Origin of the sequence: Veillonella sp. AF13-2 (assembly GCF_003603295.1) — a bacterium.
Classification (GTDB): domain Bacteria; phylum Bacillota; class Negativicutes; order Veillonellales; family Veillonellaceae; genus Veillonella; species Veillonella parvula_E.
In genome coordinates this window covers 303,878-329,787 of the sequence record NZ_QTMT01000002.1, presented here as the reverse complement: position 1 = coordinate 329,787, position 25,910 = coordinate 303,878, and the positions used below count along the sequence as shown (strand labels likewise).

Here is a 25,910-nt window from a genome sequence, read left to right as displayed (position 1 = left end):
TGCTTATTTTATTGAGAGACAAGATTTATTTTTTGAGAGAGGTTTTTATGATTCAACGTATTTTGATGCTAGCTCTTGTGTTGCTGGCTTTCACCATGCCTACAGAGGCAATTACTTATCAGGAATTGAAAACGTCGCCACAGTTTAAGCTTGTTTATTCTCAGTCGATGAATGGGCCCATAGAGAGTGGTGGCTTGTATATCTATTTAAACACTTATTCGATTGAGGCCCTACGCTATGCACCGCCACAGTATTCCTTGCGCGGGACTTACTATATTGTGATGGATACGTCTTATCAATCTATCATCAATGAGAGACAGCTCACCGTGGATTATGATACTAACTATTCGTTAGCGACACTTATTCATTCGTCTCGTATCATGAATCCGAGCCCGTCTATGCTGGCTTTGATTGAGGCTAGTGAAAGTAAGTCTGGTTTAGCTATGACAGGGGTAGATGTAGCGAGATATACATTTGATGGGGCGACAAAGCCAATGCATTATGTAAACGATACGCGTAAGGTCCCACTTAACCGTAATAATACTATTATATATGATATAGCGGATGCTATGTTTGTATCTGTATATCAGCAGCATTTTGATGATATTGTGGCCCAATGAGGTGGATGATGAAACGCATATATTTACTTTCACTATGGTTACTAAGCTGCCTCGTGTTGCCAATGCAAATCCAAGCCGTATCACAAGCTGACTTATTAAACGCAGAACGATTTGAACACATCGATTCGAGTGCTGACTCTGGAAGAGGAGATGGAAAATATTTGGATCTTTCATCTGTTAAGTCTGTAACGGCGCCGAATGGCCATCGTCGTATTGAAGCCGTCATTTATGTTTCCATGCCTGCTGCGAATATGATTCAAGGACTTTCAGTACAATACGATTACCAAATGGATCGTTCTTTGCGCCATTTGATTAATGATCATGATAAAAGTTTAAAACAAGGTGATAAGACCCCATATATCTCTATTTGGCGTGCAAAGCAAGGAAGTTCAGGAATTACAGGGACCGTTAATGATGGCGGTACCTATTACAATAATGGACAAATTCGCCAACAACGTATATATGCAGAAAATCTAAAAGCTATGATTCTACCTGCTGAATTTGGTGATGAAAAATATAAATTGCCTAATTTGATCTATAAAAAGATCTTTGGACTATCTTATGATGATGAGTTGTAATATTTATGTATGGCACTAGAGTGGTTAAAACAGTGAATAAACATAGATTAAAGATAAAACTTGTTTTTGGACTCCTAATAAAGCTTGTGCTTTTACTTATTTGGGGAATCTCTATTTGGGCTTTCTATACATTGCTCTATGATCGATATGTATTAGAAGCATATCCATTAAGGGATTATTTGCCAGTATTGATATTTACCTTCGGGAATATTTGGGTTTTACCGTGGCTTATTTTGTGGCATGAGAAACTATATCCAGCGTTTGATAAACCAAAAATTTATTATAGAGTGAAAGCTTGGTACTTTTCTTTGAAAGACCAATCTTTAGTGGGGACATTTATCTTTTATAGTATAGATTTTGTTATAAAGCTAGGGATATTAATGTATGGCACTATTATTGTTTTAGCTATTGTTATTTTTGTGTTTCTTACCTAGCTCCGATTCTGATTATTATTGGACTGATATTTCATTAGCTTTTGAAAGCTCCTAAATACGCATATTAGATTTCTGATATATTTTTAACTTATTTACATAATGTAAAAGCCAAGCTATTCATAGTTAGGAATAACTTGGCTTTTATTAGTTTATTCGTATATTTATATAATATAATGCTTATTGTATCGCATATTAGTTCGTTCTATAATAGACTTAGGATAGTTAGGCGAGGTTGGGCCTCTCTTCGTTTTTGAAGGGAGGGTTGCTTATGAGTGGTTATAAAATCATTATGATTATCCTTGGGATTTTATCAGTCATGATATCCTTTGGAGCACTTGTGGCGCTTATTTGTCTAGAAATAGCAAAATAGCCCTTCGTTTCTTCGGAAATTAGATAAAACGAAAAGGCCATTTCTACATGTTATTTGTTTGTGAGATGAGCCTGACGTCACTACTCGTCTGACTATCTACTTATATTATAGGGATAAAGGGATATATCGTCAAATGGAGATAAACCTTATATATACCAATTATAGATATATCATACATATACTAAATTATAAAATTATTAATAATAGGCACAGCCTTGTTTACATAGTATACTTATGCTAATAAGGTTGTGCTTATTTATGTTGTAATGTGAGAGAAAAAAGAGAGGGTTTTATGTTACGTAAAAGTTTGATTATCATGGCTGTACTAGCTGCTTTCACCATGAATGTAAGCGCTGTACAGATAGAAGTGCCAGCAGGACAGCCACCTATACCAGGGGCAGATGCGAATATCCCTGCCAATGCCTATGAAAACTATCGGGCCGGTAGCTTGAGCAATGTAGGAGCTAGTGATGTTATAAAATTACATTCTGAATCTAAAAAACGCATGGACATGTATGTAACTGACTGGGGACTAACACGAGATGAAGTCAATCAGATAGCAAGCGATTCGGAGAAGTTGATGGACTTACTTGTTAATGAGTCTGCAGTTGTGTTGTTGCATGATGAGCGTAATAACATTCGGGCATCTGTTCCTGGACTACTATTAGCAAGTAAGTATTACCCAAAACGCAGTGATGGTGAACGTTTATCTATTGTAAGAGAGAATTCCATATTTTTTGCGATTGGTACAAAACAGAATTATGATGATGCATTAGGCAAATTAAAATCAGAGCGAAAAGGGGAGTTTACATATCCGGGTATCACACATGGTAAATGGGCTATTGAAACTGAGTCTTTCGGTGAGAATACGCCTGCTATGGTTGCTGTAGTTGGTTTATTTAATCAACCGAATCAAGAATATATGGTAGGTCTTAGCTACAAAAATCAGCCTGTTACCGGCAAGCTCGAGCACGTTATGAGTAATTATGTAATTCCGTCGATTCGATCGTTAGATGACATGGATCATTATAGTGAAAGTATTCAATGGGATAATTTCACATATCGTATTCCTAAAGGGCTCAAACTAATAGCACAGAAATCGTTAAAGGACTCTGCCGAAATGAGAGACTATCGTGGATCAGGTATCCGACTTATTGTAGCTAAGAAACCTGTAAAAGTAGATGATAAATATATCTATTCATTTATTGACGAGATTTCGGAAATAAAGCCAGAAAGTCAAATCATAGGTGATGCACCTATTCAATCAGCATCTGTTTGGAATAATGGCGTTCCTAGTCTTTTAGTAGATAACTATCAACCAGGAAAAACGTCTTTAATGCATCGATTCTTACGTGATGACAAGAATGTATATATAATGAGCTTAGTTTATATTGATGGGGCTACGCCATATTCTCATATTCAGCTGCGTAATACGGTAGAATATTCTGATTTTGCAAATGTTGAGACACTGCGGAATAAAGTAATCCGTATGCAAAGTAAAGATAAAATGTAATTCAGTTGTTTATAAGATCGTTCAGGAGAGAGAACATGAAAAGAAAATACATGATTACGGGGCTTGTTATCGGCCTGCAATTGGTAAGTGGTTATAGTTATGTGACAGATGCAAGTTGGTTGAGCAAAACGTGGGATCGCCTTGAAACAAATGCAGCGAAACAGTCTTACGATTGGCCGAAAGCTGAGCAGTATACTCATTATGCGGGAGGACAACTTGTAGGTGCTAACTTACCAGATGAGGATATGATGGTTCTTGGTGTTTCATTAGGTAATACCTTTGATAGTGTGAAAGCAAGTTTGGGGCAGCCTACTAAAGAAACTAGTAGAGGACTCACCTATGGTGGTGTTACCTTTGGGAGTTTTAAAATGGATGGTGTAGAGTCAGTTGTTACCTATATGATGATCGAGAATCGTGATGCCACAACACATAGAGGCATTGCCGTAGGCGACTCCATGCGAAAAGTCCTTAATGTATACGGTAGACCTGATTTAGTAGACTCTAATAATCGATGGTTTTATGGGAAATATCGCTATCGTACGGATATGATGCATGGCATACAATTTGAACAAAAAGGCGATAAAGTAAGTAAAATTATGATTTATAGATAATTATATTAGAATAAAAGAGACGAAAAAGCCGAGCTACGTTAAATTTTGAGTAGCTCGGCTTTACTTATAAACATAACTATTTATTAACTTTTATGTACTCGATTATGAGTATAATTATAAGATTTATGAAAAACATATGAATTAATTTATTGTTTTATGCTAAAATGAAGTTAATTATACGGTGTTTGGCGACTTATAGATTATATATCACGTTTAAATAGTAAATTTTGGCAATAAAAAACTCAATTCCGAAGAATTGAGAGTAGGTGCCCTACGTCGGGCAGCCCGAAGGCATTGTAAATTAATTTGTATTTGAACTCGTAATGTAATTCTGTAAACCTCCAAAACTAGTTGGATTAATTATAGTATAGTTAAGCATTTGATGAATGTCAATTATTAATTTCCAAAGGAGAGGACTTATGGAAACGCAAGCATCGAACCAACTTATTTCAAGTCATTTGAAAGGATATCCAATTAAAGATTATTTTGTGGGGTTAGATATTGGTACAAGCTCAGTGGGCTGGGCAGTAACCAATAAGGCCTATGAGTTGCTGAAATTTCGATCTCATAAAATGTGGGGAAGTCGTTTGTTTGATGAGGGAGAATCCGCTGTAGCACGTCGTGGATTCCGGTCCATGCGTCGTCGTTTGGAACGTCGTAAATTACGCTTAAAACTATTAGAAGAATTGTTTGCTGATGCTATGGCACAGGTGGATCCTACATTCTTTATGCGCCTTCGTGAAAGTAAGTACCACTATGAGGATAAAACGACCGGTCATAGTTCAAAACATATTTTGTTTATCGATAAAAACTATAATGATCAAGATTATTTTAAAGAGTATCCTACTGTTTATCATTTGCGTTCAGAATTGATGAAATCTGGTACTGATGATATTCGCAAACTATTTTTAGCTGTACATCATATTTTAAAATATCGTGGTAACTTCCTTTATGAAGGGGCTACATTTGACTCTAATGCTTCAACGCTTGATGATGTTATTAAACAAGCTTTAGAAAATATTACATTTAATTGCTTTGATTGTAATTCTGCTATTAGCTCTATAGGGCAAATCCTTATGGAGGCTGGAAAAACAAAATCTGATAAAGCCAAAGCCATAGAACATTTGGTTGATACATATATAGCTACTGATACAGTAGATACTTCTAGTAAAACTCAAAAAGATCAAGTCAAAGAAGATAAAAAAAGACTTAAAGCATTTGCAAATTTAGTATTAGGTTTAAATGCTAGTCTTATAGACTTGTTCGGCTCTGTAGAAGAGTTAGAAGAAGACCTTAAAAAGCTTCAAATAACAGGAGACACATATGACGATAAACGAGATGAGCTAGCTAAAGCTTGGAGTGATGAGATTTATATTATTGATGATTGTAAATCTGTATATGATGCTATTATACTCCTGTCCATTAAAGAACCCGGTCTTACTATTTCTGAATCTAAGGTAAAAGCTTTCAACAAGCATAAAGATGATTTAGCTATATTGAAATCTTTACTAAAGTCGGATAGAAGCATTTACAATACCATGTTCAAAGTTGATGAAAAAGGTCTACACAATTATGTACACTATATTAAACAAGGTCGTAAAGAGGAAACAAGTTGTAATCGCGAAGAGTTTTATAAGTACACTAAAAAGGTCGTAGAGGGACTACCAGACTCTAAGGATAAAGAATATATTCTTAGTGAAATTGAATTACAAACGTTATTGCCATTACAGCGGATTAAAGATAATGGTGTTATTCCATATCAATTACATTTGGAAGAGCTTAAAACTATTCTTGATACATGTAAATCTAAATTCCCATTCTTAAATGTAGTGGCAGATGGTTATTCTGTAGCAGATAAACTCATTAAAATGCTAGAGTTTCGCATTCCGTATTACGTAGGGCCTTTAAATACTCATCATAATGTAGATAACGGTGGTTTTGCTTGGGCGGTTCGTAAAGCGTCTGGACGAGTAACTCCGTGGAATTTTGATGATAAAATTGATCGGGAAAAATCAGCAGCAGCTTTTATCAAAAACCTTACTAATAAATGCACTTACCTTTTGGGCGAGGATGTGCTGCCCAAATCATCACTTTTGTATAGTAAGTTTATGTTGCTTAACGAACTTAATAATGTACGTATTGATGGTAAACCATTAGAGACAAAGGTAAAAGCGCATCTTATTAAGGCCGTATTTAAGCAAGACCATAAGAAGATGACTAAAAATCGTATAGAGCAATTCTTAAAGGATAATAATTATATCCCTGAGAAGCATAAACCTGAGATTACAGGTCTTGATGGAGAAATTAAAAATGATTTAGCCTCTTATCGTGATATGGTTCGTATTCTTGGCGATGGTTTTGATAGATCTATGGCTGAAGACATTATTGCGGATATTACTATCTTTGGTGAAAGTAAGAAAATGTTACGTGAAACATTGCGTAATAAATTTTCTTCGCGCCTTGATGATGAAGCTATCAAAAAGTTGTCAAAATTAAGATATCGAGATTGGGGACGTCTTTCTAAGAAATTACTAAATGGTATCGATGGCTGTGATAAGGCTGGAGACGGTACTTCTGTAACCATTATTGAAGCAATGCGTGATTTTAGCTATAACTTGATGGAACTATTAGGCGATAGATTTTCATTTATGGAACGTATTCAAGAGATAAATGATAAATTAACAGAAGATCAAATCGTGGACCCTCATGATATTATCGATGATTTAGCGCTTTCACCTGCTGTTAAACGTGCGGTATGGCAAGCATTGCGCATCGTTGATGAGGTTGCACATATTAAAAAAGCGTCACCGGCTCGTATCTTTGTAGAAGTAACACGGTCAAATAAAAACGAGAAAAAGAAAAAAGACTCTCGTCAAAAACGATTATCTGATTTATATGCAGCGATAAAAAAGGATGATGTGTTATTAAATGGCTTTAGTAATGAAATCTTTGGGGAACTGAAGGCAAGTTTGGCTAAATATGATGATGCGGCTTTAAGAAGTAAAAAGTTGTATCTATATTATACTCAAATGGGGCGTTGTGCTTATACCGGTGAGATTATAGAGCTAAGTCTGTTAAATACAGATAATTATGATATCGATCATATTTATCCTCGTAGCCTTACCAAGGATGATAGTTTTGATAACTTAGTGTTATGTAAACGAACTGCAAATGCTCAGAAATCAGATACATATCCAATTAGTAAAGAAATTCAAAAAACACAAAAGGCATTCTGGATATTCTTAAAGCAACAAGGTCTTATTAGTGAACGGAAATATGAGCGCCTTACTCGCATTACACCGCTTACAGCTGATGATTTAAGTGGTTTTATTGCTCGTCAACTAGTAGAAACTAATCAATCTGTTAAGGCTGCCACAACATTACTGCGTCGTCTTTACCCAGGTGTTGATGTAGTCTTTGTAAAGGCTGAAAATGTAACAGACTTCCGTCATGATAATAACTTTATCAAAGTTCGCTCATTGAATCATCACCATCATGCTAAAGATGCTTATTTAAATATTGTTGTTGGTAATGTATATCATGAAAGATTTACTCGTAACTTCCGTGCATTCTTTAAAAAGAATGGAGCTAATCGTACATATAATTTAGCGAAGATGTTCAATTATGATGTAAATTGCACAAATGCTAAAGATGGAAAAGCTTGGGATGTAAAAACAAGCATGGATACAGTTAACAAAATGATGACTAGTAATGATGTTCGTGTTACGAAACGATTGCTAGAACAATCTGGTGCCTTAGCTGATGCAACTGTATATAAAGCCACTGTCGCAGCGAAGGCTAAAGATGGCGCTTATATTGGAATGAAAACAAAATCCAGCGTATTTGCAGATGTAACTAAATATGGTGGCATGACAAAAATTAAGAATGCCTATTCTATTATTGTTCAATATATTGGTAAAAAGGGAGAAGTTGTTAAAGAGATTGTGCCACTACCGATTTATTTAACAAATCGAAATATAACAGATCAAGATTTGATTGATTATGTAGCCTCTATCACTCCACAAGCGAAAGATATCTCTATTATTTATAGAAAGCTATGTATTAATCAACTTGTTAAGGTTAATGGGTTCTATTACTATTTGGGCGGGAAGACTAATAGTAAATTCTGTATTGATAATGCGATTCAAGTCATTGTTTCAAATGAATGGATTCCATACCTCAAAGTGCTTGAGAAGTTTAATAATATGAGAAAAGATAATAAGGATTTGAAGGCAAATGTTGTATCAACAAGAGCTCTTGATAATAAGCATACGATAGAGGTTAGAATCGTAGAAGAGAAAAATATAGAGTTCTTTGATTACTTGGTAAGTAAACTTAAAATGCCTATATATCAAAAGATGAAAGGGAATAAAGCAGATGAATTATCAGAAAAGGGATATGGTTTATTTAAAAAAATGTCTTTAGAAGAACAGAGTATTCATTTGATAGAGCTTTTAAACTTATTAACAAATCAAAAAACTACTTTTGAAGTTAAGCCTTTAGGAATAACAGCATCTAGATCAACTGTGGGGAGTAAAATAAGTAATCAAGATGAATTTAAAGTTATCAATGAATCCATTACAGGATTATATTCTAATGAAGTAACTATAGTTTAAAACGAATGTGTTAGTATTAGGGGTTATTATGAGTTGGCGTACGGTAGTCATAAGTAGTCGTTCTAAGTTAGATTTTAAAATGAATTACATGATTATTCGCAAAGACTTTGAGACGACTAAGGTATATATTGATGAAATATATATGCTGATTGTTGAATCTACGGCGGTGAGTCTCACCGCCGTACTACTAAACGAGTTGATTAAGAAAAAAGTGGCTATTGTGTTTTGTGATGAGAAACGGAATCCAGCCAGTGAGCTTCTTCCGTTACATGGTAGTCACAATAGTAGTAAACGATGTTTTGAACAGGCTGAATGGTCTAAAGAGTTGAAAGCTTCTATATGGACAGAAATTGTACGACGTAAGATTATGAATCAAGCAGAGCTATTACAGCATCAGGAGTTAGTTGAAGCAGATTTACTATACCAATATCTTGATGAGTTGACTCTAAATGATGAAACTCAACGTGAGGGGCATGCTGCAAAAGTATATTTTAATGCTTTGTTTGGAAAATCATTTTCTCGTGAACAGGATAATGCTATTAATGCAGCACTGAATTATGGATATGCGATATTGCTTTCTGCGGTAAATCGAGAGATTTTATCGTTAGGTTATATTACTCAGCTAGGTCTTAATCATTGTAATCAATTTAATCCGTATAATTTAGGTTCTGATTTGATGGAACCGTTGAGAGGCTTTGTTGATGCGGTTGTTATCAAGTCGATACCTACAGAATTTAATCGAGATGTTAAATTGTCACTTATAGAATTACTATCTGAAGATGTAAAAATTAATGATACTATTCAGACATTTAGTGTTGCTATTCGCATTTACTGTAAAAGTGTATTTGATGCATTGCGGAATCAAGATGCTTCAGAGATTAGGTTTATAGAATATGAGCTATAGATTTATGAGAATACTAGTGATGTTTGATCTACCGACGTCGACTTCGGAAGATAGAAAAGAATATAGGAATTTTAGAAAGTATTTAATTGTATCAGGATTTCTCATGTTACAAGAATCTGTGTACTCAAAATTAGTTCTTAATACAACTAGTGCCAACATTATAATGGACCATGTACGTAAAAATAAGCCACCTAGTGGTAGCTTGTTTATGTTAACTGTTACAGAAAAACAGTTTTCAAGAATGGAGATTGTAGTAGGAGATAAGCAAAGTGAGGTTATAGACTCAACGGAGAGGGTGCTTATGATATGAAATTGATGTATCAAGATTCTACGTTAGACTTTGAAGTATCTAGTGATAAGGTAACGGTTATATCATTTGAGAATTGTAAAGTATTTCGACGTATGGTCACAGAGCTTGATATACAATGCGATGGAGGGGAAGGCCCCTGGATTTTAAATGATAATAATAAGGCGTTCAATTTAGATAAATATGGACATATAATACTTAATCCATTATATGTAGATATAAATAGTAAAGCCTTATTAACCAAATTACAAAATCAATTATCTAAAGAAGCCTTGTTGATGACAGAAGAGGTGGCAGATATTGTAAATCGTCTTCATGCTTTTTATTATTCTTTAGAATTTGGATATCCTTTATCAATCCAACATAAACTTGAAATTGGTACTGCTGAACTTATTAAGTTAGGTAGCTTTAACTTTGAGTTTAATCGTACAGGGGATATTATGGATTTCATGTCCTACATAGAAGTGGTTGATACATTATTATCTCCCATGGTATATATTATGGTAAATCTAGATTTAGTTTTAAATGATGATGAGATTAATACATTTTATCACAACATGTTGAGTAGACAATTACGATTAGTTTGTTTAACGACAGGATCTTTTGTTAAAGAAAATCTTGATAAAAGTCTTATTAATGGGTATATTTTAGATAATGATTTTTGTGTTATTTAAGGAGTATACAGAATTACACCTGGTGGTAGCCCGAGTTACTCTTGAGCCTCAAATTTAATTTGGGGTTTGAGAGTAGTGTAATTCTGTAAACCTCTAAAACTAACACCTAAACCAGTTAGATATACTATATGTTTGAGAGTAGTGTAATTCTGTAAACCTCTAAAACGGTTGTTCCCATCATTCCACCTCCTTTCTTGTTTGAGAGTAGTGTAATTCTGTAAATCTCTAAAACATTAGTAATAGTTTAGAGCATGAGTTATGTGTTTGAGAGTAGTGTAATTCTGTAAACCTCTAAAACCTATTTAATCACGATCGGACCAGCGCGCAGGTTTGAGAGTAGTGTAATTCTGTAAACCTCTAAAACTTAGAGTTGATACGGATATCCTCAATCTTAGTTTGAGAGTAGTGTAATTCTGTAAACCTCTAAAACAAAGAAGATGCATTTAAGCGCAGGTGGAATGTTTGAGAGTAGTGTAATTCTGTAAACCTCTAAAACAATACACAATATTCCTCATTAAGTGCGCCGGTTTGAGAGTAGTGTAATTCTGTAAACCTCTAAAACAACAGATTCTTTTGCAATCCCATATACGCAGTTTGAGAGTAGTGTAATTCTGTAAACCTCTAAAACAGCTTCTGCACCGAATTTGACAATACCTCCGTTTGAGAGTAGTGTAATTCTGTAAACCTCTAAAACTGGACCAGCACCGTTTAAGCTGCCTTTGTAGTTTGAGAGTAGTGTAATTCTGTAAACCTCTAAAACTCAGTCAATTTCATTTGGCCGTCTGAAGATGTTTGAGAGTAGTGTAATTCTGTAAACCTCTAAAACTGTCGGCGTGAATAGTGCTAATGGTGGCTCGTTTGAGAGTAGTGTAATTCTGTAAATCTCTAAAACTATCGTCATATTTCAGCATTAGTTTTACCTGTTTGAGAGTAGTGTAATTCTGTAAATCTCTAAAACAAGAAACCAGAGAAACCATTTAATGACGGTGTTTGAGAGTAGTGTAATTCTGTAAATCTCTAAAACATCGCTACAAAATATAGCTGTGGCCGTGTAGTTTGAGAGTAGTGTAATTCTGTAAATCTCTAAAACCGAAGCCTATTTCTGTAAACTCAGTATTTTGTTTGAGAGTAGTGTAATTCTGTAAACCTTTAAAACGAGCAAATTAGATCCTTCTTTAAAGATTTGGTTTGAGAGTAATGTAATTAGAATTTAGTAGATTATAAATTTGTGAAACGACATAAAAAGCCGAGCTACCTTATTTTAGTAGTTCGGCTTTATTTGTTAATTTATATATTTATATAATATGATGCTTATTGTATCGTATATTAGTTCGCTCTATAATAGATTTAGGATAGTTAGACGAGGTTGGGACTCTCTTCGTTTTTGAAGGGAGGGATAAGTCTATGAGTGATTATGAAGTAATCATGCTCCTGTTACAAGTAATGGCTATTGTTATTGCTTTTGGGGCTTTAATAGCACTTATTTGCCTTACAAGAAGCAAATAGCCCTCCGTTGCCTAGTGTAACTAGATAACTGAAAGGCCATTTCCTAATGTTTTAATGATTTAGAGATGAGCCTGACGGCACTACTCGTCTGACTATCTATCTATATTATAGTAAGGTTATTTTATATCGTCAAATTGAGATGAACCTTATAAATATCAATATAGGTAAATCCTATATACTAAATTATAAAATTATTAATCATAGGCACAGCCTTATCTGCATAGTATACTTATGTTAACAAGGTTGTGCTTATTTATTTTATAAAAATTGAGAGAGGGTACTATGTTACGTAAAAGATTGATTATGATGGCACTAGCAACTGCTTTCACCATAAATATAAGTGCTGTACAGATTGAAGTGCCAGCAGGACAGCCACCTGTTCCAGGCGCAGATGCGAGTATTCCTGCTAATGCGTATGAAAATTATCGTCATATTAATAAGGTAGCGAAGCAAGAGGTAGAGTCATATATTCAATTTGTAGAATCGAAGTCTGTAAATCCGGCATCGAAACTGGATAAGTTATATCGAGAACGGTCTGGTTTTGTTAAGGCTTCGGAGCTTGCAGATTATTCGCAGTCTACAGTTGTGTTGCTTCATGAAGGGGATAAGAATATCAGATTATCCGTACCAAATGTTAGCTTACGCGGTGATGTTGTAGAGTCTCCATCCGGAAAACAAGGGCCCTTGTTTGCTGTTCGAAGCCTTAGTGCGTTTTTAGTTGTCGGTCCACCGCATGCTAAAGAGCTTAATAAATATTCTGAAAGTAAAGGAAAATATATGTATTCAGGATTACGGAACACATCTTGGAAGCTCATGTCAAATAATGCCCATGTAATGTATACGGAATTTACACCAAATGATACAAATACATCTTATGGCATTACCTATGGCGGTTGGGTAAATACAGAGGATCCATATCAAGATAAAGCGCCTGAAGTGGTGATGAGTAATTATATTATTCCATCTATCGAATCATTATCTGGATTAGATGCTTATACTAATGTTGAGCATTGGGGTAATTTTAACTATCGTATTCCTAAAACGGCTAAGCTCATCAGTGAAACTGTGGAAGACGAGACATATGATGTAAGAACCTATGAGGATACAGGATTTAAAATGCGGGTAATACGTAGTTTAATCAAGAAAGAAAAGCCAGATGTAACGATTATTAAGATCCCAACATTATATTTTTTACATAAATATAATGATTTAGACACACCTACACAGTATGCAGTAGTATGGAACAATGGGATTGCAGGCTCTTTGGTTGATTCCTATAAGCCTAATAGTGAATCCTATCTTCGTCATGTTGTGAAAGATTCTGTATACGTTTACAGTTATCGCATTAATTATGATGAAAGTAAAACATCTTATACACATAAACAGTTGAGAGATATGATTGAATATGTTGGCTTTGATGATGCGGCAAGATTACGAAAAGAGCCACAATGGCGAGAAGAAGGTTCATATAAGGAGAAACTCGAAAATAGTCCAGTATTTATACCGTGGTATATGGAATGGATTAAAATATTAACTCAATAAGAAATGTAGTTTTAAAGTTTTTATGGTGTAAGCGATTACCGCCAGCTTTTAATTCATAGAATTAGCTTGGCTTTTATTACTGTATTCATATATTTGTATAATATAATGCTTATTGTATCGCATATTAGTTCGCTATATAATAAGCATAGGATAGTTAGACGAGGTTGGGCCTCTCTTCGTCATCGAAGGGAGGGATAAGCCTATGAGTGATTATGAAATAATCATGCTCTTATTACAGGTGATAACTGTGGTTATTGCTTTTGGAGCTTTAATAGCGCTTATTTGTCTCACAAAAGACAAATAGCCCTTCGTTATCTTAGATGATTCGATAACTGAAAGGCCATTTCTCAAGCTTTTTTGTTTTCAGAGATGAGCCTGACGGTACGACTCGTCTGACTATCTACCTATATTATAGGGGTAAAGATTTATATCGTCAAATTGAGATAAACTGGAGGTTCTTATGAAACCATTTGAAACAAAGGATTATAAAGCTTTTACTATGTTTGAGAATCGTTGGGCTCTTGTTACGGCTGGAACGCTTGATAATTTTAATACGTGTACGGTTAGTTGGGGCAGTATGGGCAACATATGGGGCCCTAATGGTGGCGATATATCCACTGTGACGGTGTACATCCATCCGGCGCGTTACACTCAAGAGTTTATGGCGAAATATGATACCTTTACAGTTAGCTTTTTCCCTGAAAGTTATCGCAAGGCTCTTGGTTATTTAGGTTCTCATTCTGGCCGCGACGAAAATAAGGTGGCAAATTCTGGCCTAACGCCAGTTGCGGCAGGCGATGGGGTAACTTTCAAAGAAGCAGAGTTAACCTTTGTATGTAAAAAGCTATATGAACACCAATTCGATGAAGCCCATTTGGCGGAAAAAATAAAAGACTATTACGCATCTAATCCTGCTGTATATACACAAGCTGGGCATGATTGTTGGGAACCACATTATATGTACATTGGCGAAGTGGTTGATGCTATAGAACAATAGAAACATAGAATAATAGTTGTTTAGTTAATAGCTACTTAGCAAGATAGGGCAGAATCCATAATAGATAAGTCCTATATAACATACGATTGTGTAGACGATAGATAAAATAAATACAGATAAATAAACGACAAACAAAAAAGGCAGCCTTGAACTGTATCCCCAAAAATTGGACACAATTTTTGAGAGATACAGTTTACGTTAGGGACTGCCTTTTTTGCTATTTTTATCAAAAGGAGAAAGTGAGAAGGTATTTACTACCTGCATTTATAATAACATAGTTAATGAGTATAAAATGCCACATATTATTGGAATAAATCTATCTGATTTGAATCCTATATTTTTTAGAACCCATGATTAAGAGAGGTCATGTCTTTGATGAAAAATGAATATACAAGAGCTGACTACAGAAAATGGCTTATATAGTGACTCCTTTTGTTGATCAGTACTATAAATAGTGTAAATTGATAAAATTTTTATAAAATATAATCCCACAAGAATTGTAAAATCTGATATAATATTAGTATGAAAATCGACGTATGTAAGGACTGGAAAAATGGTGTGTATGAAGTGATTTTCTAGCCTAGAAAATCTCTATATCCTTGGTATTCAGTCGATATAATCGGAATGTTGTATATATGAAATGACTACGCAAATGCGTAGTTTTTATTATTTTTTGTTTGGTGTAGGTAGTCCCATGAGTGTAGTGAAGCCCTTATTATGGCTATTAGAACCGTATATCGTATACAAAGCCTATTTGTGGGGTGCCCGTTTCATGGCACAACCCTTCACGTGGGAAGGCGAATTAGATTGGTTTGCTTTTATGTTAACCCTATTGCTCGTCATTGATGTGGTGGCGTTGCCCTTGGTGATCTTCTACTGCCCTGGTTTGAATCCTGGGGTACGTGTTCCAGACTGGATTCGCCGTTTAGGAACGCCTATTTACGCCGTTCATAATTGGCTTGATAGTAAGGTAGGTGGCGACACATCTACGCCGATTGTATGGCTCCGCAAAGCCTTGCATTCCTTACTTTTATTCATTTATTATTTAGTGCCATTTTACGTGGGTGGTCATCTCGTAATGGGCCTCGTGGTAGCGCTCATGTATGACGTCCTCGTATGGGCGCATGGAGGTGTGTGATGACGACTTGTGAATGGCCGACGACGCCTTTATATCAGGATTACCACGATTACGAGTGGGGCCGACCAATTCATGATGACCAACATCAATTTGAACATCTTTGTCTTGAAAGTCTCCAATGTGGTCTCAGTTGGCTTACGATTTTGAATAAACGAAATGTTATTCGAGCATGCTTTGATCATTTTGATATTGATGCGGTGGCTGCTTATGGTGAAAGCGACATTGAACGCATCATGCAGACAGAAGGGATGCTTAAGCATCGTCCTAAAATTGAAGCTATTATCAATAATGCTGCTGCTTTTAAAGGTATTCAATCTGAATTTGGTTCGTTTTGTAACTATATTTGGGGATTTACCAATCATAAAACGATTATTTATGAAAACCATCCAGAAGGTCATTTTCCTGCAAAGAATGGTTTATCTACTCGGATTAGCAAAGATCTAAAGAAGAGGGGCTTTAAGTTTGTAGGCCCTGTCACAATTTATTCGCATCTACAAGCCAGTGGCCTCATCAATGATCACGGTAAAGACTGTCCTTGCTTTGAGGAGATTAATAAAACAGCAGATATCGTACGGTTACCTGTAGACGATGAAGCGTAAGGGCGATAAGTATAAATTAGTTAACAATAGTTTTTATGCATACTTGTGTTTACATAATTGAATTTGTTGTTATGTGGAATTGGGTGTACACTAAAGTCGATGAGGCGATAGCGACTCATCTCATGTCGGCCCGCTTTATATATAAACACATATACTCTCTCTCTCCTAAGCGGGTCTATCATTAGTTCTCTCTCAACGCTATAAACTATACAGAGCCTCTACCCTTATTGGGTAGAGGCTTTTTGCTGTATATAATGTTATGAAAGGAGCCATACTGTATTAAGGAAAGCTATAGCAGCATTAATTAGGCTATATGTATGGTCCTAAAAAAACTTAAATTAATCCAATTTCAACTATATATTTTACGCCATATAAATTGATTTATTTCGATATGATTGCTATACTGAAGTAAATTGATAGTGTTACTTTCACAATTAAAGAAGGGAAATATATGATTGGTTTGGGAACGGCCATTAATATTGGCCTCATCATAGCTGGCAGCCTATGTGGCCTCGCGTTTGGTCGCTTTATGAAAGAAAATTTAAAGCAAACGCTCATGATTGTGAGCGGTCTTATCGTGCTCCTCCTCGGTATGAGCGGGGCCATGCAGTATATGCTTGTCATTGTCAATGGATCTCTACAAACAACGGGCCCGCTGTTGATGATTATTAGCATGGTCGTAGGCGCCGTTATTGGCGAAATTATCGACCTTAATCATTGGATTACTGTGTTTGGTGACTGGGTGAAAGCTCGCACTGGCAACGCTGGTGATCCAAAGTTTACGCACGCCTTTATCACTGCATCTCTGACGTTTACCGTAGGTGCTATGGGTGTACTTGGTTCTATTCAAGATGGCCTTACTGGAAATTATCAGACATTACTTTTAAAAGGCATCCTCGACGGTATCATCGTTATGGTTATGGTATCCTCTATGGGTAAAGGGGCACTGTTTTCATTTATTCCTGTAGGTATTACGCAATGGCTCATCACGGCAATGGCACATATTGCAGCGCCGTTGATGACACCTAGTGCCATCGATAACCTATCTTACGTCGGATCTATTCTGATTTTCTGCGTTGGTATCGACCTCATCTGGCCTGGCAAAGTACGTATTGCAAACCTTTTGCCAGCCATCTTCGTGGCAATGGGACTTACATTTTTGCTATAACTAGTATTATAAATAATACATAGATTTTTATAAGAGACCTATATTCTCTCAACCTTTAATATGTATTTTATACATGATACGGTCGAGGATGTAGGTCTTTTTACTTTTTAAAATTAATTTAGTTGAAGTGGGAATTAATGATAGTTTTAATTCAATTATGACGATAGGGTAAATTGATTACATTCCGAAATAGGTGGCCAATAGAGTCATCTCAAGTGTAGGAATTAGATGATGTTTTATAGAATCTCTTTATTAAAATTATTTGTAGAATAATTTTAATTCTATGTATAGTTTTTCATCAAGTATATGTTATTGAATTATACCTGTTTAACAGGTATAATTGAAAGAGAGATTCTATGATTATCGGATTTAAGGATAAGGAAACAGAAAAAGTTTACTATCAAAGCTTTTCTAAACGCTTTTCTCCGTTTATACAAAGGTTAGCTCTTCGTAAATTACTATTGTTAGATAATGCTGAATCATTACAAGATTTACGTTGGCCACCAGGTAATCGCTTGGAGTTGTTGCAAGGAGATCGATTTGGTCAGTATAGTTTGCGGATTAATGGTTAATATAGACTGTGTTTTAAAGTGAAAGATAGTAGTAGTTTTTATGATGTAGAAATTGTAGATTATCATTAATAGAGAGGAAATTAATATGGAAAAGTTTATTCCTACACCTACCATTAGTGAAATATTAAAAGAAGAGTTTATGGATCCATTAGGACTATCTGCATATCGATTGGCTAAGGATATACATGTGCCTGTTTCACGGATTCAAGAAATATTGAATGGTACACGATCTATTTCAGCAGATACATCGTTGCGTTTAGCGAAATACTTTGATGTTTCGGAAGGGTATTTCTTGCGTTTACAGATGGATGTTGATTTGCGTACTGCAAAACTTAGTGAGGGTATGGATGAAGTATTAGCCTCTATTGCACATTGTGCTTTATTAGACCCCGTAGACTGTCAATAAGATATTGATAATTTTCGATGTATTTGGTACAATTATCTTAAATTAGTAAGTTGTTATAACATTGAATATTGATATAAGGAGAACCTATGTTATTCGTTGAATATCCTAAATGCACAACATGCAAAAAAGCAAAGAAATTCTTAGATGATCATAACATCAAGTACACAGATCGTGACATCAAGTCCGAAAACCCTACAGCTGAGGAAATTGCTGCTTGGTATCCACAATCTGGTAAGGATTTGAAAGCATTCTTTAATACGTCTGGTATGATTTACCGTGAACAACAATTAAAGGATAAATTGCCAAACCTTAGCGAAGAAGAAAAACTAGCTTTATTAGCATCTAATGGCATGCTTGTAAAACGTCCTATCTTGGTTCTTGAAGACAAAGTACTCGTTGGATTTAAAGAAGCAGAATGGGTTGAGGCGTTGAAGCTCTAATTTCATATTAGTTAACCGAAAGAACAGGTCCCTAAAAGCCTCCATAGCGAGCTAAGTCGTTTTTAGGGACCTGTTCTTTCTACGTTTTAATAAAGAAATTAGAGCTCACAACTAGGACCTCTTTACGGCTAAGTCATTTTTAGAGATAGGGTCTTTTCCTTTTATATGAAATTAGTATTTTCAACTAGTGCCTATTAAAATGAGCTCCATAGCGAGCTAAGTCGTTTTTAGGGACCTGTTCTTTCTACGTTTTAATAAAGAAATTAGAGCTCACAACTAAGACCTCTTTACGGCTAAGTTATTTTTAGAGATAGGTCCTTTCATTTATTAAAAAATTTGATTTGTATATTTCTTTTATGTTTTGTATAATAATTACACATAGCAATACCCCTATGGGTATTTTAAGTATTAGCAATATAAGTATTAGCAATATAAGTGTTAGTAGTATTATTTATAGAAGTAAAAGGTATTTCCGGATTAAGTAAGGCCGGTATTTCATTTATAGAGAGGTCTATATGAAGTTTTTACAGTCTTTATCAGCGCAGGTGTCTCTGCGCACGCAGGGGGCTATTTTGGCACTCGGCTTATTATTTATCATATTAGATGCGCTTACGGAGCCTATGAACCCAGCTATTGATTTGGCGTGGGTGACAGTCATCATTTGTGGCTTGCCATTGCTCATCAACAGCGTGCAAAGTATTTGGGATCATTTAGAGATTCATGCTAATTTTCTCATCGTGATAGCCATGGTGGCGCTCATTGCCATTGGAGATTACCATACGGCGGCTTATGTGGGCCTCATCGTACATGGTGGCTTCTTCTTAGAGCAGCTTATTACGGGCGACGTGCACTATACATTGGATGATGACATGTTGCCGACCATGCCTACACAGCTTGTTGCATTACGTCAGGGCATCAACAATTATTCATCTGTTATCGTTGTGGCTGTCATGTTACTTTCCATGGGTTCCTATGCATTGACACAGAACTTTATGCATACCATTACGTTGCTAGTTATCCTTTGTCCATGCTCGTTGGAGCTCGTTCTTGTGGCACTCATGATGGGATCACTTGTAGATGAAAATTCTCCGACGGCGGGGCTTTCAAAAGAGGCGAAACAATGCCATTTGGGCCTACTCATCGTGTCCATAATGTTCCACGTTGCCATCATTGGTGCTGGTGTGTTAGGATCTATCAATCCTGTAACAGCCGCAGCATTGCACGGCTTGGCGCGACTCGCTCTCGTGTATAATTTGAAAGTATTAAACGGCTCTTTGTGCGTCGCATAAATAATTAAACTCCCCTAGTAATCCTTAGATTACTAGGGGAGTTTTGTATATACAACAGTGAGTTGTACAGTATGTATTTTACATTACGTATTATATAGTACGTATTATACAGTACATATTCTATTGTTGTCCTTTGTCTCCAAGGGTGAGGAGTAGGAAGACGATGGATAGGATACATGCACCAACGAGGGCAATGAAACCACCATCCCAACCGTAGAGGTCAACCATGAGACCCATGAAAGCACCAGCACCAGCAGAACCGATGAGGTAACCAAGAAGGCCTGTAAGTCCAGTAGCACCACCTGTTGCTACGCGTGGTACCATGTCCGCTGCTTGAAGGCCAATCATCATAACAGGACCGTAGATGAGGAAACCGATAGCAATGAGTGCTAAGTTATCGATGAGGACATTGCCGGCAGGGTTAAACCAGTATACGAGGATCGCCAAGATAACGAATAACATGAAGCAAATCGTAGCTGGAGCACGGCGGCCGCGGAATACGCGGTCACTTAAGTAACCACTTACAAGCATGCCTGGAATACCAGCCCATTCGTATAAGAAGTAAGCCCAACGGGAACCTTCTTTTGTGAAGCCTTTCACAGCGGTTAAGTAGGTCGGTGCCCAGCTAACTACGCCGTAACGGATGAAGTATACAAAGATATTTGCAATCGCAAGATACCATAAGTATTTATTATGCAAAATATATTTGTAGAAGATTTCTTTGAAAGTACTTTTTTCTTCATTTGCTGTATGTGTATGAACGACTTCGTGTTTGTATTCTTCGATAGGCGGTAAGCCACAGGATTGAGGCGTATCTTTCAACAATACAAAGGTAATAATCGCTAACACGATAGAGATAAGGGCAGGGAAGAAGAAGATACTATGCCATGTACCGAATAGGTAGATGCCAAGCGTAGCAAGAGGAGCGATAATGCCGCCACCTAGGTTGTGGGAAACGTTCCACCAAGACCACCAAGCACCGCGTTCGGAACGGGAGAACCAAGTTACCATGTTTTTTGCATATGGAGGGTAGCCCATACCTTGGAACCAACCGTTTAATAAGGCAAGCACGCACATGATAGGAATACTGCTCATAACACCTGGTAAGGTGCCGAATAATAACATAACTAAAGCACTCAGCAATAGACCTACTGTGGAGAAGTATTTTGGGTTAGAGCGGTCAGACGCATTACCCATAACAAATTTACTTACGCCGTAAGCTACGGATAAGATGGTCATAACTATACCGAGATCCGCTTTGGTGTAGCCGTACTCAGCAATCATGTACGGAACAGCCAAACTAAAGTTTTGGCGGATCAAATAGAATGTAGCATAACCAATAAATGTACCTGCAAAGACTTCGCGTCGAAGACGTTTGTAGGTGGAATCGATTTGCGCCTCTGGTAATCGTTCAATATGAGGAGCAGGAGAGAAAATCGACATTGTTACACATCCTTTCTACAACATGTCATTTGTAATAATACCATGTTGGGTATGTAGTCGACTATACTTAATTTTCTATTATAATAAATAGTTATTAGGAAACTGCATTATGGATAGTATCGATTAGGGTGAAATAGTATTGAATAGATTGAGAATCATCAGAATATCTTTTATGTAAAAATCATTAAATTTGCGAATATATATGAGTAACTGTTCATACATTTGTGTAATGAGGCTATGCATGAATAATATAATCTCAATAGATCCAGTATTTACCTGTATTTTTTATTATATATGAATGATTGTACATATTTTGTTGTTGACACAAATATACCCATAGGGGTATAACATAATCATAAGGTATACCCCCATGGGTATATAAACAATAAAAATGGTAAACAGAACGATACATAACATGTTTGCCCTTAAGGTGTTATATACATGGACGCATGTATATAGACCACAATCAATGTGTACATATCATTATATATAAGCTTTCACAGGAGGTAATTATGGAACGGTGGAGCAAAATAGCAGAATGGTTCGATTTGAATTGTGAAAAGATTACATTAGTAGCCGGCGGTATCGGCGTAGTATTTAGTTTATTAGGTGTTCGTTTAGGTTTGCCCTTCGACTGGGCTTGGTTCACAATAGTATTGTGTGGTCTTCCTATCGTGTGGGGCGCAGCGGTTGCCATGTACGAAGAGTTCGACGTAAAAGCAGATTTGCTCGTGTCCTTGGCGCTTATTGCAGCCGTTGCTATCGGTGAAGTATTTGCGGCCGCAGAAATTGCTTTCATCATGCAACTGGGGGCCAAGCTCGAAGAGTTTACCGTATCTAAAGCGCAAGCGGGCATCGAACGTCTCGTTAAATTGACGCCTACAACGGCACGCATCGTTCGCAACGGCAAGGAAGAGGTATTGCCTGCAGATATCGTAATGGTAGGCGACGTAATCCGCGTGTTGCCAGGTGAGGTTATCCCTGTGGATGGTACGATTTTGTCTGGTGATACAGCGATTGATCAATCCGTTATGACTGGCGAATCCATGCCGGTAGATAAAACGATGGGTGACGAAGTATTCTCTGGTACGGTGAATCAATTTGGCGCCTTCGATATGACTGCTACAAAAGAGGGCGAAGATAGCTCTATTCAACGCATGATTAAGCTCGTTAAGTCTACGGACCCAGGCAATGCGAAAATCGTTAGTTTGGCTGACCGTTGGGCTACGTGGATTGTAGTGATTGCGTTATTGGCAGCGGTTGGCACCTATGTGGTAACCGGTGAAATCATTCGTGCCGTGACCATCCTCGTTGTGTTCTGCCCTTGTGCTCTCGTATTGGCAACGCCGGCAGCGATTATGGCAGCTATTTCTAATGCGAGCCAACACGGTTTCCTCGTGCGTCGTGGCAATATTATGGAACGCTTGGCGAAGGTTGATACGATGACCTTCGATAAAACGGGTACATTGACCTATGGTACGCCTGAGGTGACTGCCGTTGAAACAGTGGGTACTATGTCTGCTACTGAATTATATCGCTTAGTGGCTTCTGTAGAGACTAAATCTGAGCATCCATTGGGCAAGGCGATTGTGAATGGATTTATGTCTCATCATGGTGAAAGCTTTGATTCTGTGGATTCCTTTCGTATGGTTCCTGGTAAAGGCTTAGAGGCGACTGTACAAGATAAAGCCGTTTTGGCTGGTAACGAAGCGATGATGACCTTGTCTAATATTTCTATTGCTGACTCTGTGAAAGAGGCTGTTCATGAGCATTTGAACCGAGGTGCATCCATTGTATATGTTGCCGTTGATGGCGTATTGGCTGGTTATGTGGCTTTGGCTGACCGTGTTCGCCGTGAAAGTCGCGCCGTAGTAGAGTCATTAAACGATCTCGATGTAATGCCTGTTCTTTTAACCGGTGACCATGTGGCAACAGCGAAAACGATTGGTAAACGATTGAACGTATCAAATGTGATTGCAGATTGCTTGCCAGAAGACAAAATGGATACAGTGGCTCAATTACAACAAGACGGCAACATTGTAGCCATGGTTGGCGATGGTGTAAACGATGCACCAGCCCTCAAAAAATCCGACGTTGGCATCGCTATGGGCGGTGTTGGTAGCGATATCGCGGTAGAGGCAGCAGATATCGTTCTCGTAAACGACAATATTACAGAAATTCCTCATCTCGTGGCCTTATCTAAACGCATGATGACCACAATTAAGGTAAACCTTTCCTTCTTCTTGATCTTGAACTTTGTGGCTATCATCTTGGCAATGGTTGGTACTTTATCCCCCGTGTGGGGCGCCCTTGTTCACAACGGCGGTAGCCTTCTCGTAGTGGCAAACTCTGCACTATTGTTGCGTTGGGCTTACAAATCTAATTACATAGTAGATGATGATCATTCCGTTCTCATGAACGCAGCTCGTAAACGCGTGTTTGAGGCTTAATAGTAGTTCATTATAAATATAAGTATGGAGTGTATGTATCGATTTGATTACTAAATCGATGAGCGTTAAAAAATAATATAGTCAATAAAAAGCGCTATCTATCCCTAAGGAAACTCAATTAGAGTTGTGGGATAGATAGCGCTTTTGTTTCACTTATAGTATGAAATCGATGGTTTCTAGTGTTGATTAATCAATATATGTTACAGGATAACCTTTGGCTTCGATTTCACGGCGGTTAAGACCATTTGGTAGATCTGGGTAGCCGATAGCGAGGCTAGCGTAGACTTTTTCGTCTTCGCTAAGACCTAGTTCACGCATTTTGGCTTGGATGCGTTCATTATCTTGAAGATGACGGATTTGGTTAACCCAGCAACTACCAAGGTTAAGTTCATTGCAAGCAAGCATCATGTTTTGCATAGCACATGACACGTCAGCAAAGTTGTTGGCATAACTTGGTTTACTAGCCAATACGATGAGTACAGGCGCATTATAGTTGAATACAAATTTGCCTTCGGCGGACATTTTAATGATATTCACCATGTATGGTAAAGTATTTTCTGTAATCGGCATTTTGCCGTATTCTTCTTGAATGAGTGTTACTAGTTCTTGAAGCACATCTTGGTTTGTAATGACCATGAAATGTGTTAATTGTGTATTACCGCCAGATGGAGCGCGGCGCCCAGAATCGAGGACTTGATTGATAAGTTCTCGAGATACTTGATCTGCTTTAAATTTACGTGTACTATGACGAGTTTTGATGCACTCTAAGGTGTTCATATAGGCCTCCTATTATAAGTTAGCTTTGATATAGAATTTCTTTTATTATACTACAAGGAAGGACCTAGTAGGGGGCGTATTTTTACTAAGTCATTTATTAGGAGACGGGCCTGCAACGAAAGAAGATTTCATTGAAAACAGAAGTTATAACTTTCTAATTTAATATCAAATTAATTTATAAATAAAGTAACAACTTTATGGTATGATTTTTACCCATAAATTCTATAGAAGCACCTAATTCTTAACGAATAAGAAAATAAATATTAATTAATTGACAAATTTAAAAATATCTGTTCAAAGTGGGCTTTTTGCGTTGACTGTTTACCGTAAAATTGTGTACAATTAATTAGTAGATAATTGTGTGCATATGGAGGTAGAATATGGCAGAAATTGGTGTACTTGAAGGGTACAAACATAAAGAAGATGTTCCTGATTCAGAATATTTAAGATTGGAAAACCAATTGAGCTTCCCACTTTATGTAGTGGCGAAGGAAATTGTTAATGCATATCGTAGTCACTTAGATCCTTTAAATTTGACATATACTCAATACATCGTAATGATGGCATTGTGGCAATATGGTGATTTATCCGTTAAGGAATTGGGACAAGTATTGCGCCTTGATTCCGGTACATTAACACCGCTTTTAAAGAAATTAGAAGCCAAAGCATTCTTGAAACGCAAACGCAGTCGTCAAGATGAACGCGTAGTTATGGTAACTCTTACTGATACGGGCAAAGCATTACGTGATGTAGCGGTTCATATACCACGCCGCTTGGCTGAAGCATCAGGTCCTATATTTGACGTAGAAGAAACACGTCAATTGCGTATGTTGCTTAATAAATTGCTAGAAGCAATCGATAACGCAAATGCAAAAACAGCAGAGAACATGAAGGGCTAATTTGATACAACCTCATATGCATATATTCTGTAACCTTGGAAATCTAAAAATTTTATT

22 protein-coding genes and 1 CRISPR repeat array are annotated in these 25,910 nt (G+C 36.8%); of the genes, 20 read left to right on the top strand and 2 right to left on the bottom strand.

All coding sequences use genetic code 11. From position 1 onward, the window contains the following. Nucleotides 1-47 precede the first annotated feature (47 nt). From DWV85_RS05395 to DWV85_RS05310, 18 genes are all read left to right on the top strand, one after another. On the top strand, nucleotides 48-620 hold the full coding sequence (locus tag DWV85_RS05395; protein ID WP_004694476.1) for a hypothetical protein: 573 nt from the start codon (nucleotides 48-50) through the stop codon (nucleotides 618-620). 8 nt (nucleotides 621-628) lie between these two features. Continuing rightward, nucleotides 629-1,198, top strand: coding sequence for a hypothetical protein (locus DWV85_RS05390; RefSeq protein ID WP_165851646.1), 570 nt, complete (start codon nucleotides 629-631; stop codon nucleotides 1,196-1,198). A gap of 32 nt (nucleotides 1,199-1,230) precedes the next feature. Next, complete coding sequence (locus DWV85_RS05385) at nucleotides 1,231-1,632, top strand: hypothetical protein (protein WP_243632528.1); 402 nt, start codon at nucleotides 1,231-1,233, stop codon at nucleotides 1,630-1,632. A gap of 662 nt (nucleotides 1,633-2,294) precedes the next feature. Next, nucleotides 2,295-3,515, top strand: a complete 1,221-nt coding sequence (locus tag DWV85_RS05380) for a hypothetical protein (RefSeq protein ID WP_038125637.1) — start codon at nucleotides 2,295-2,297, stop codon at nucleotides 3,513-3,515. Between the two features lie 35 nt (nucleotides 3,516-3,550). Further along, complete coding sequence (locus DWV85_RS05375) at nucleotides 3,551-4,126, top strand: hypothetical protein (RefSeq protein WP_004694483.1); 576 nt, start codon at nucleotides 3,551-3,553, stop codon at nucleotides 4,124-4,126. A gap of 419 nt (nucleotides 4,127-4,545) precedes the next feature. Continuing rightward, complete coding sequence (cas9, locus tag DWV85_RS05370) at nucleotides 4,546-8,742, top strand: type II CRISPR RNA-guided endonuclease Cas9 (RefSeq protein WP_123138223.1); 4,197 nt, start codon at nucleotides 4,546-4,548, stop codon at nucleotides 8,740-8,742. Between the two features lie 28 nt (nucleotides 8,743-8,770). Then, nucleotides 8,771-9,646, top strand: coding sequence for a type II CRISPR-associated endonuclease Cas1 (cas1, locus tag DWV85_RS05365; RefSeq protein WP_123138222.1), 876 nt, complete (start codon nucleotides 8,771-8,773; stop codon nucleotides 9,644-9,646). Then, complete coding sequence (cas2, locus tag DWV85_RS05360; protein ID WP_207798796.1) at nucleotides 9,636-9,956, top strand: CRISPR-associated endonuclease Cas2; 321 nt, start codon at nucleotides 9,636-9,638, stop codon at nucleotides 9,954-9,956. The genes cas1 and cas2 overlap by 11 nt, the downstream gene beginning before the upstream one ends. Continuing rightward, nucleotides 9,953-10,627, top strand: coding sequence for a type II-A CRISPR-associated protein Csn2 (gene csn2, locus DWV85_RS05355; RefSeq protein WP_123138220.1), 675 nt, complete (start codon nucleotides 9,953-9,955; stop codon nucleotides 10,625-10,627). Before cas2 ends, csn2 begins: the two co-directional genes overlap by 4 nt. A 64-nt stretch (nucleotides 10,628-10,691) precedes the next feature. Beyond that, a CRISPR array of direct repeats spans nucleotides 10,692-11,839; the repeat unit is 26 nt; unit sequence GTTTGAGAGTAGTGTAATTCTGTAAA. 576 nt (nucleotides 11,840-12,415) lie between these two features. Then, entirely contained in the window at nucleotides 12,416-13,675 is a 1,260-nt protein-coding gene (locus tag DWV85_RS05350) for a hypothetical protein (RefSeq protein ID WP_123138219.1), read from the top strand. A gap of 460 nt (nucleotides 13,676-14,135) precedes the next feature. Next, on the top strand, nucleotides 14,136-14,672 hold the full coding sequence (locus tag DWV85_RS05345) for a flavin reductase (RefSeq protein WP_123138218.1): 537 nt from the start codon (nucleotides 14,136-14,138) through the stop codon (nucleotides 14,670-14,672). A 694-nt stretch (nucleotides 14,673-15,366) separates the two neighbouring features. Next, entirely contained in the window at nucleotides 15,367-15,810 is a 444-nt protein-coding gene (locus DWV85_RS05340) for a hypothetical protein (protein ID WP_165851643.1), read from the top strand. Continuing rightward, entirely contained in the window at nucleotides 15,810-16,409 is a 600-nt protein-coding gene (locus DWV85_RS05335) for a DNA-3-methyladenine glycosylase I (RefSeq protein WP_123138217.1), read from the top strand. The genes DWV85_RS05340 and DWV85_RS05335 overlap by 1 nt, the downstream gene beginning before the upstream one ends. A 451-nt stretch (nucleotides 16,410-16,860) precedes the next feature. Then, nucleotides 16,861-17,577, top strand: a complete 717-nt coding sequence (locus DWV85_RS05330) for a DUF554 domain-containing protein (protein ID WP_123138216.1) — start codon at nucleotides 16,861-16,863, stop codon at nucleotides 17,575-17,577. Nucleotides 17,578-17,933: 356 nt separating this feature from the next. Next, entirely contained in the window at nucleotides 17,934-18,149 is a 216-nt protein-coding gene (locus tag DWV85_RS05325) for a type II toxin-antitoxin system RelE/ParE family toxin (protein ID WP_243632526.1), read from the top strand. An 85-nt stretch (nucleotides 18,150-18,234) separates the two neighbouring features. Continuing rightward, a complete protein-coding gene (locus DWV85_RS05320) occupies nucleotides 18,235-18,555 on the top strand; it encodes a HigA family addiction module antitoxin (RefSeq protein ID WP_123138215.1) in 321 nt (106 codons plus the stop codon). A gap of 86 nt (nucleotides 18,556-18,641) precedes the next feature. Continuing rightward, entirely contained in the window at nucleotides 18,642-18,995 is a 354-nt protein-coding gene (locus DWV85_RS05315) for a Spx/MgsR family RNA polymerase-binding regulatory protein (RefSeq protein ID WP_077707823.1), read from the top strand. 515 nt (nucleotides 18,996-19,510) lie between these two features. Next, nucleotides 19,511-20,284 (top strand): hypothetical protein, encoded by a 774-nt coding sequence (locus DWV85_RS05310; protein ID WP_123138214.1) that lies wholly within the window; start codon nucleotides 19,511-19,513, stop codon nucleotides 20,282-20,284. Between the two features lie 120 nt (nucleotides 20,285-20,404). On the opposite strand, the gene pgtP is transcribed toward DWV85_RS05310, so the two are convergent. Continuing rightward, nucleotides 20,405-21,727, bottom strand: a complete 1,323-nt coding sequence (gene pgtP, locus DWV85_RS05305; protein ID WP_123138213.1) for a phosphoglycerate transporter protein PgtP — start codon at nucleotides 21,725-21,727, stop codon at nucleotides 20,405-20,407. A gap of 512 nt (nucleotides 21,728-22,239) precedes the next feature. On the opposite strand from pgtP, the gene DWV85_RS05300 reads away from it, so the two are divergent. Continuing rightward, nucleotides 22,240-24,177, top strand: coding sequence for a cation-translocating P-type ATPase (locus tag DWV85_RS05300; RefSeq protein WP_123138212.1), 1,938 nt, complete (start codon nucleotides 22,240-22,242; stop codon nucleotides 24,175-24,177). A gap of 186 nt (nucleotides 24,178-24,363) precedes the next feature. Here DWV85_RS05300 and DWV85_RS05295 read toward each other — a convergent pair whose 3' ends face one another. Further along, a complete protein-coding gene (locus DWV85_RS05295) occupies nucleotides 24,364-24,954 on the bottom strand; it encodes a nitroreductase (RefSeq protein WP_123138211.1) in 591 nt (196 codons plus the stop codon). 380 nt (nucleotides 24,955-25,334) lie between these two features. On the opposite strand from DWV85_RS05295, the gene DWV85_RS05290 reads away from it, so the two are divergent. Further along, nucleotides 25,335-25,853: a MarR family transcriptional regulator gene (locus DWV85_RS05290; RefSeq protein WP_012864977.1), complete on the top strand. Its 519-nt coding sequence runs from the start codon at nucleotides 25,335-25,337 to the stop codon at nucleotides 25,851-25,853. Nucleotides 25,854-25,910 lie beyond the last annotated feature (57 nt).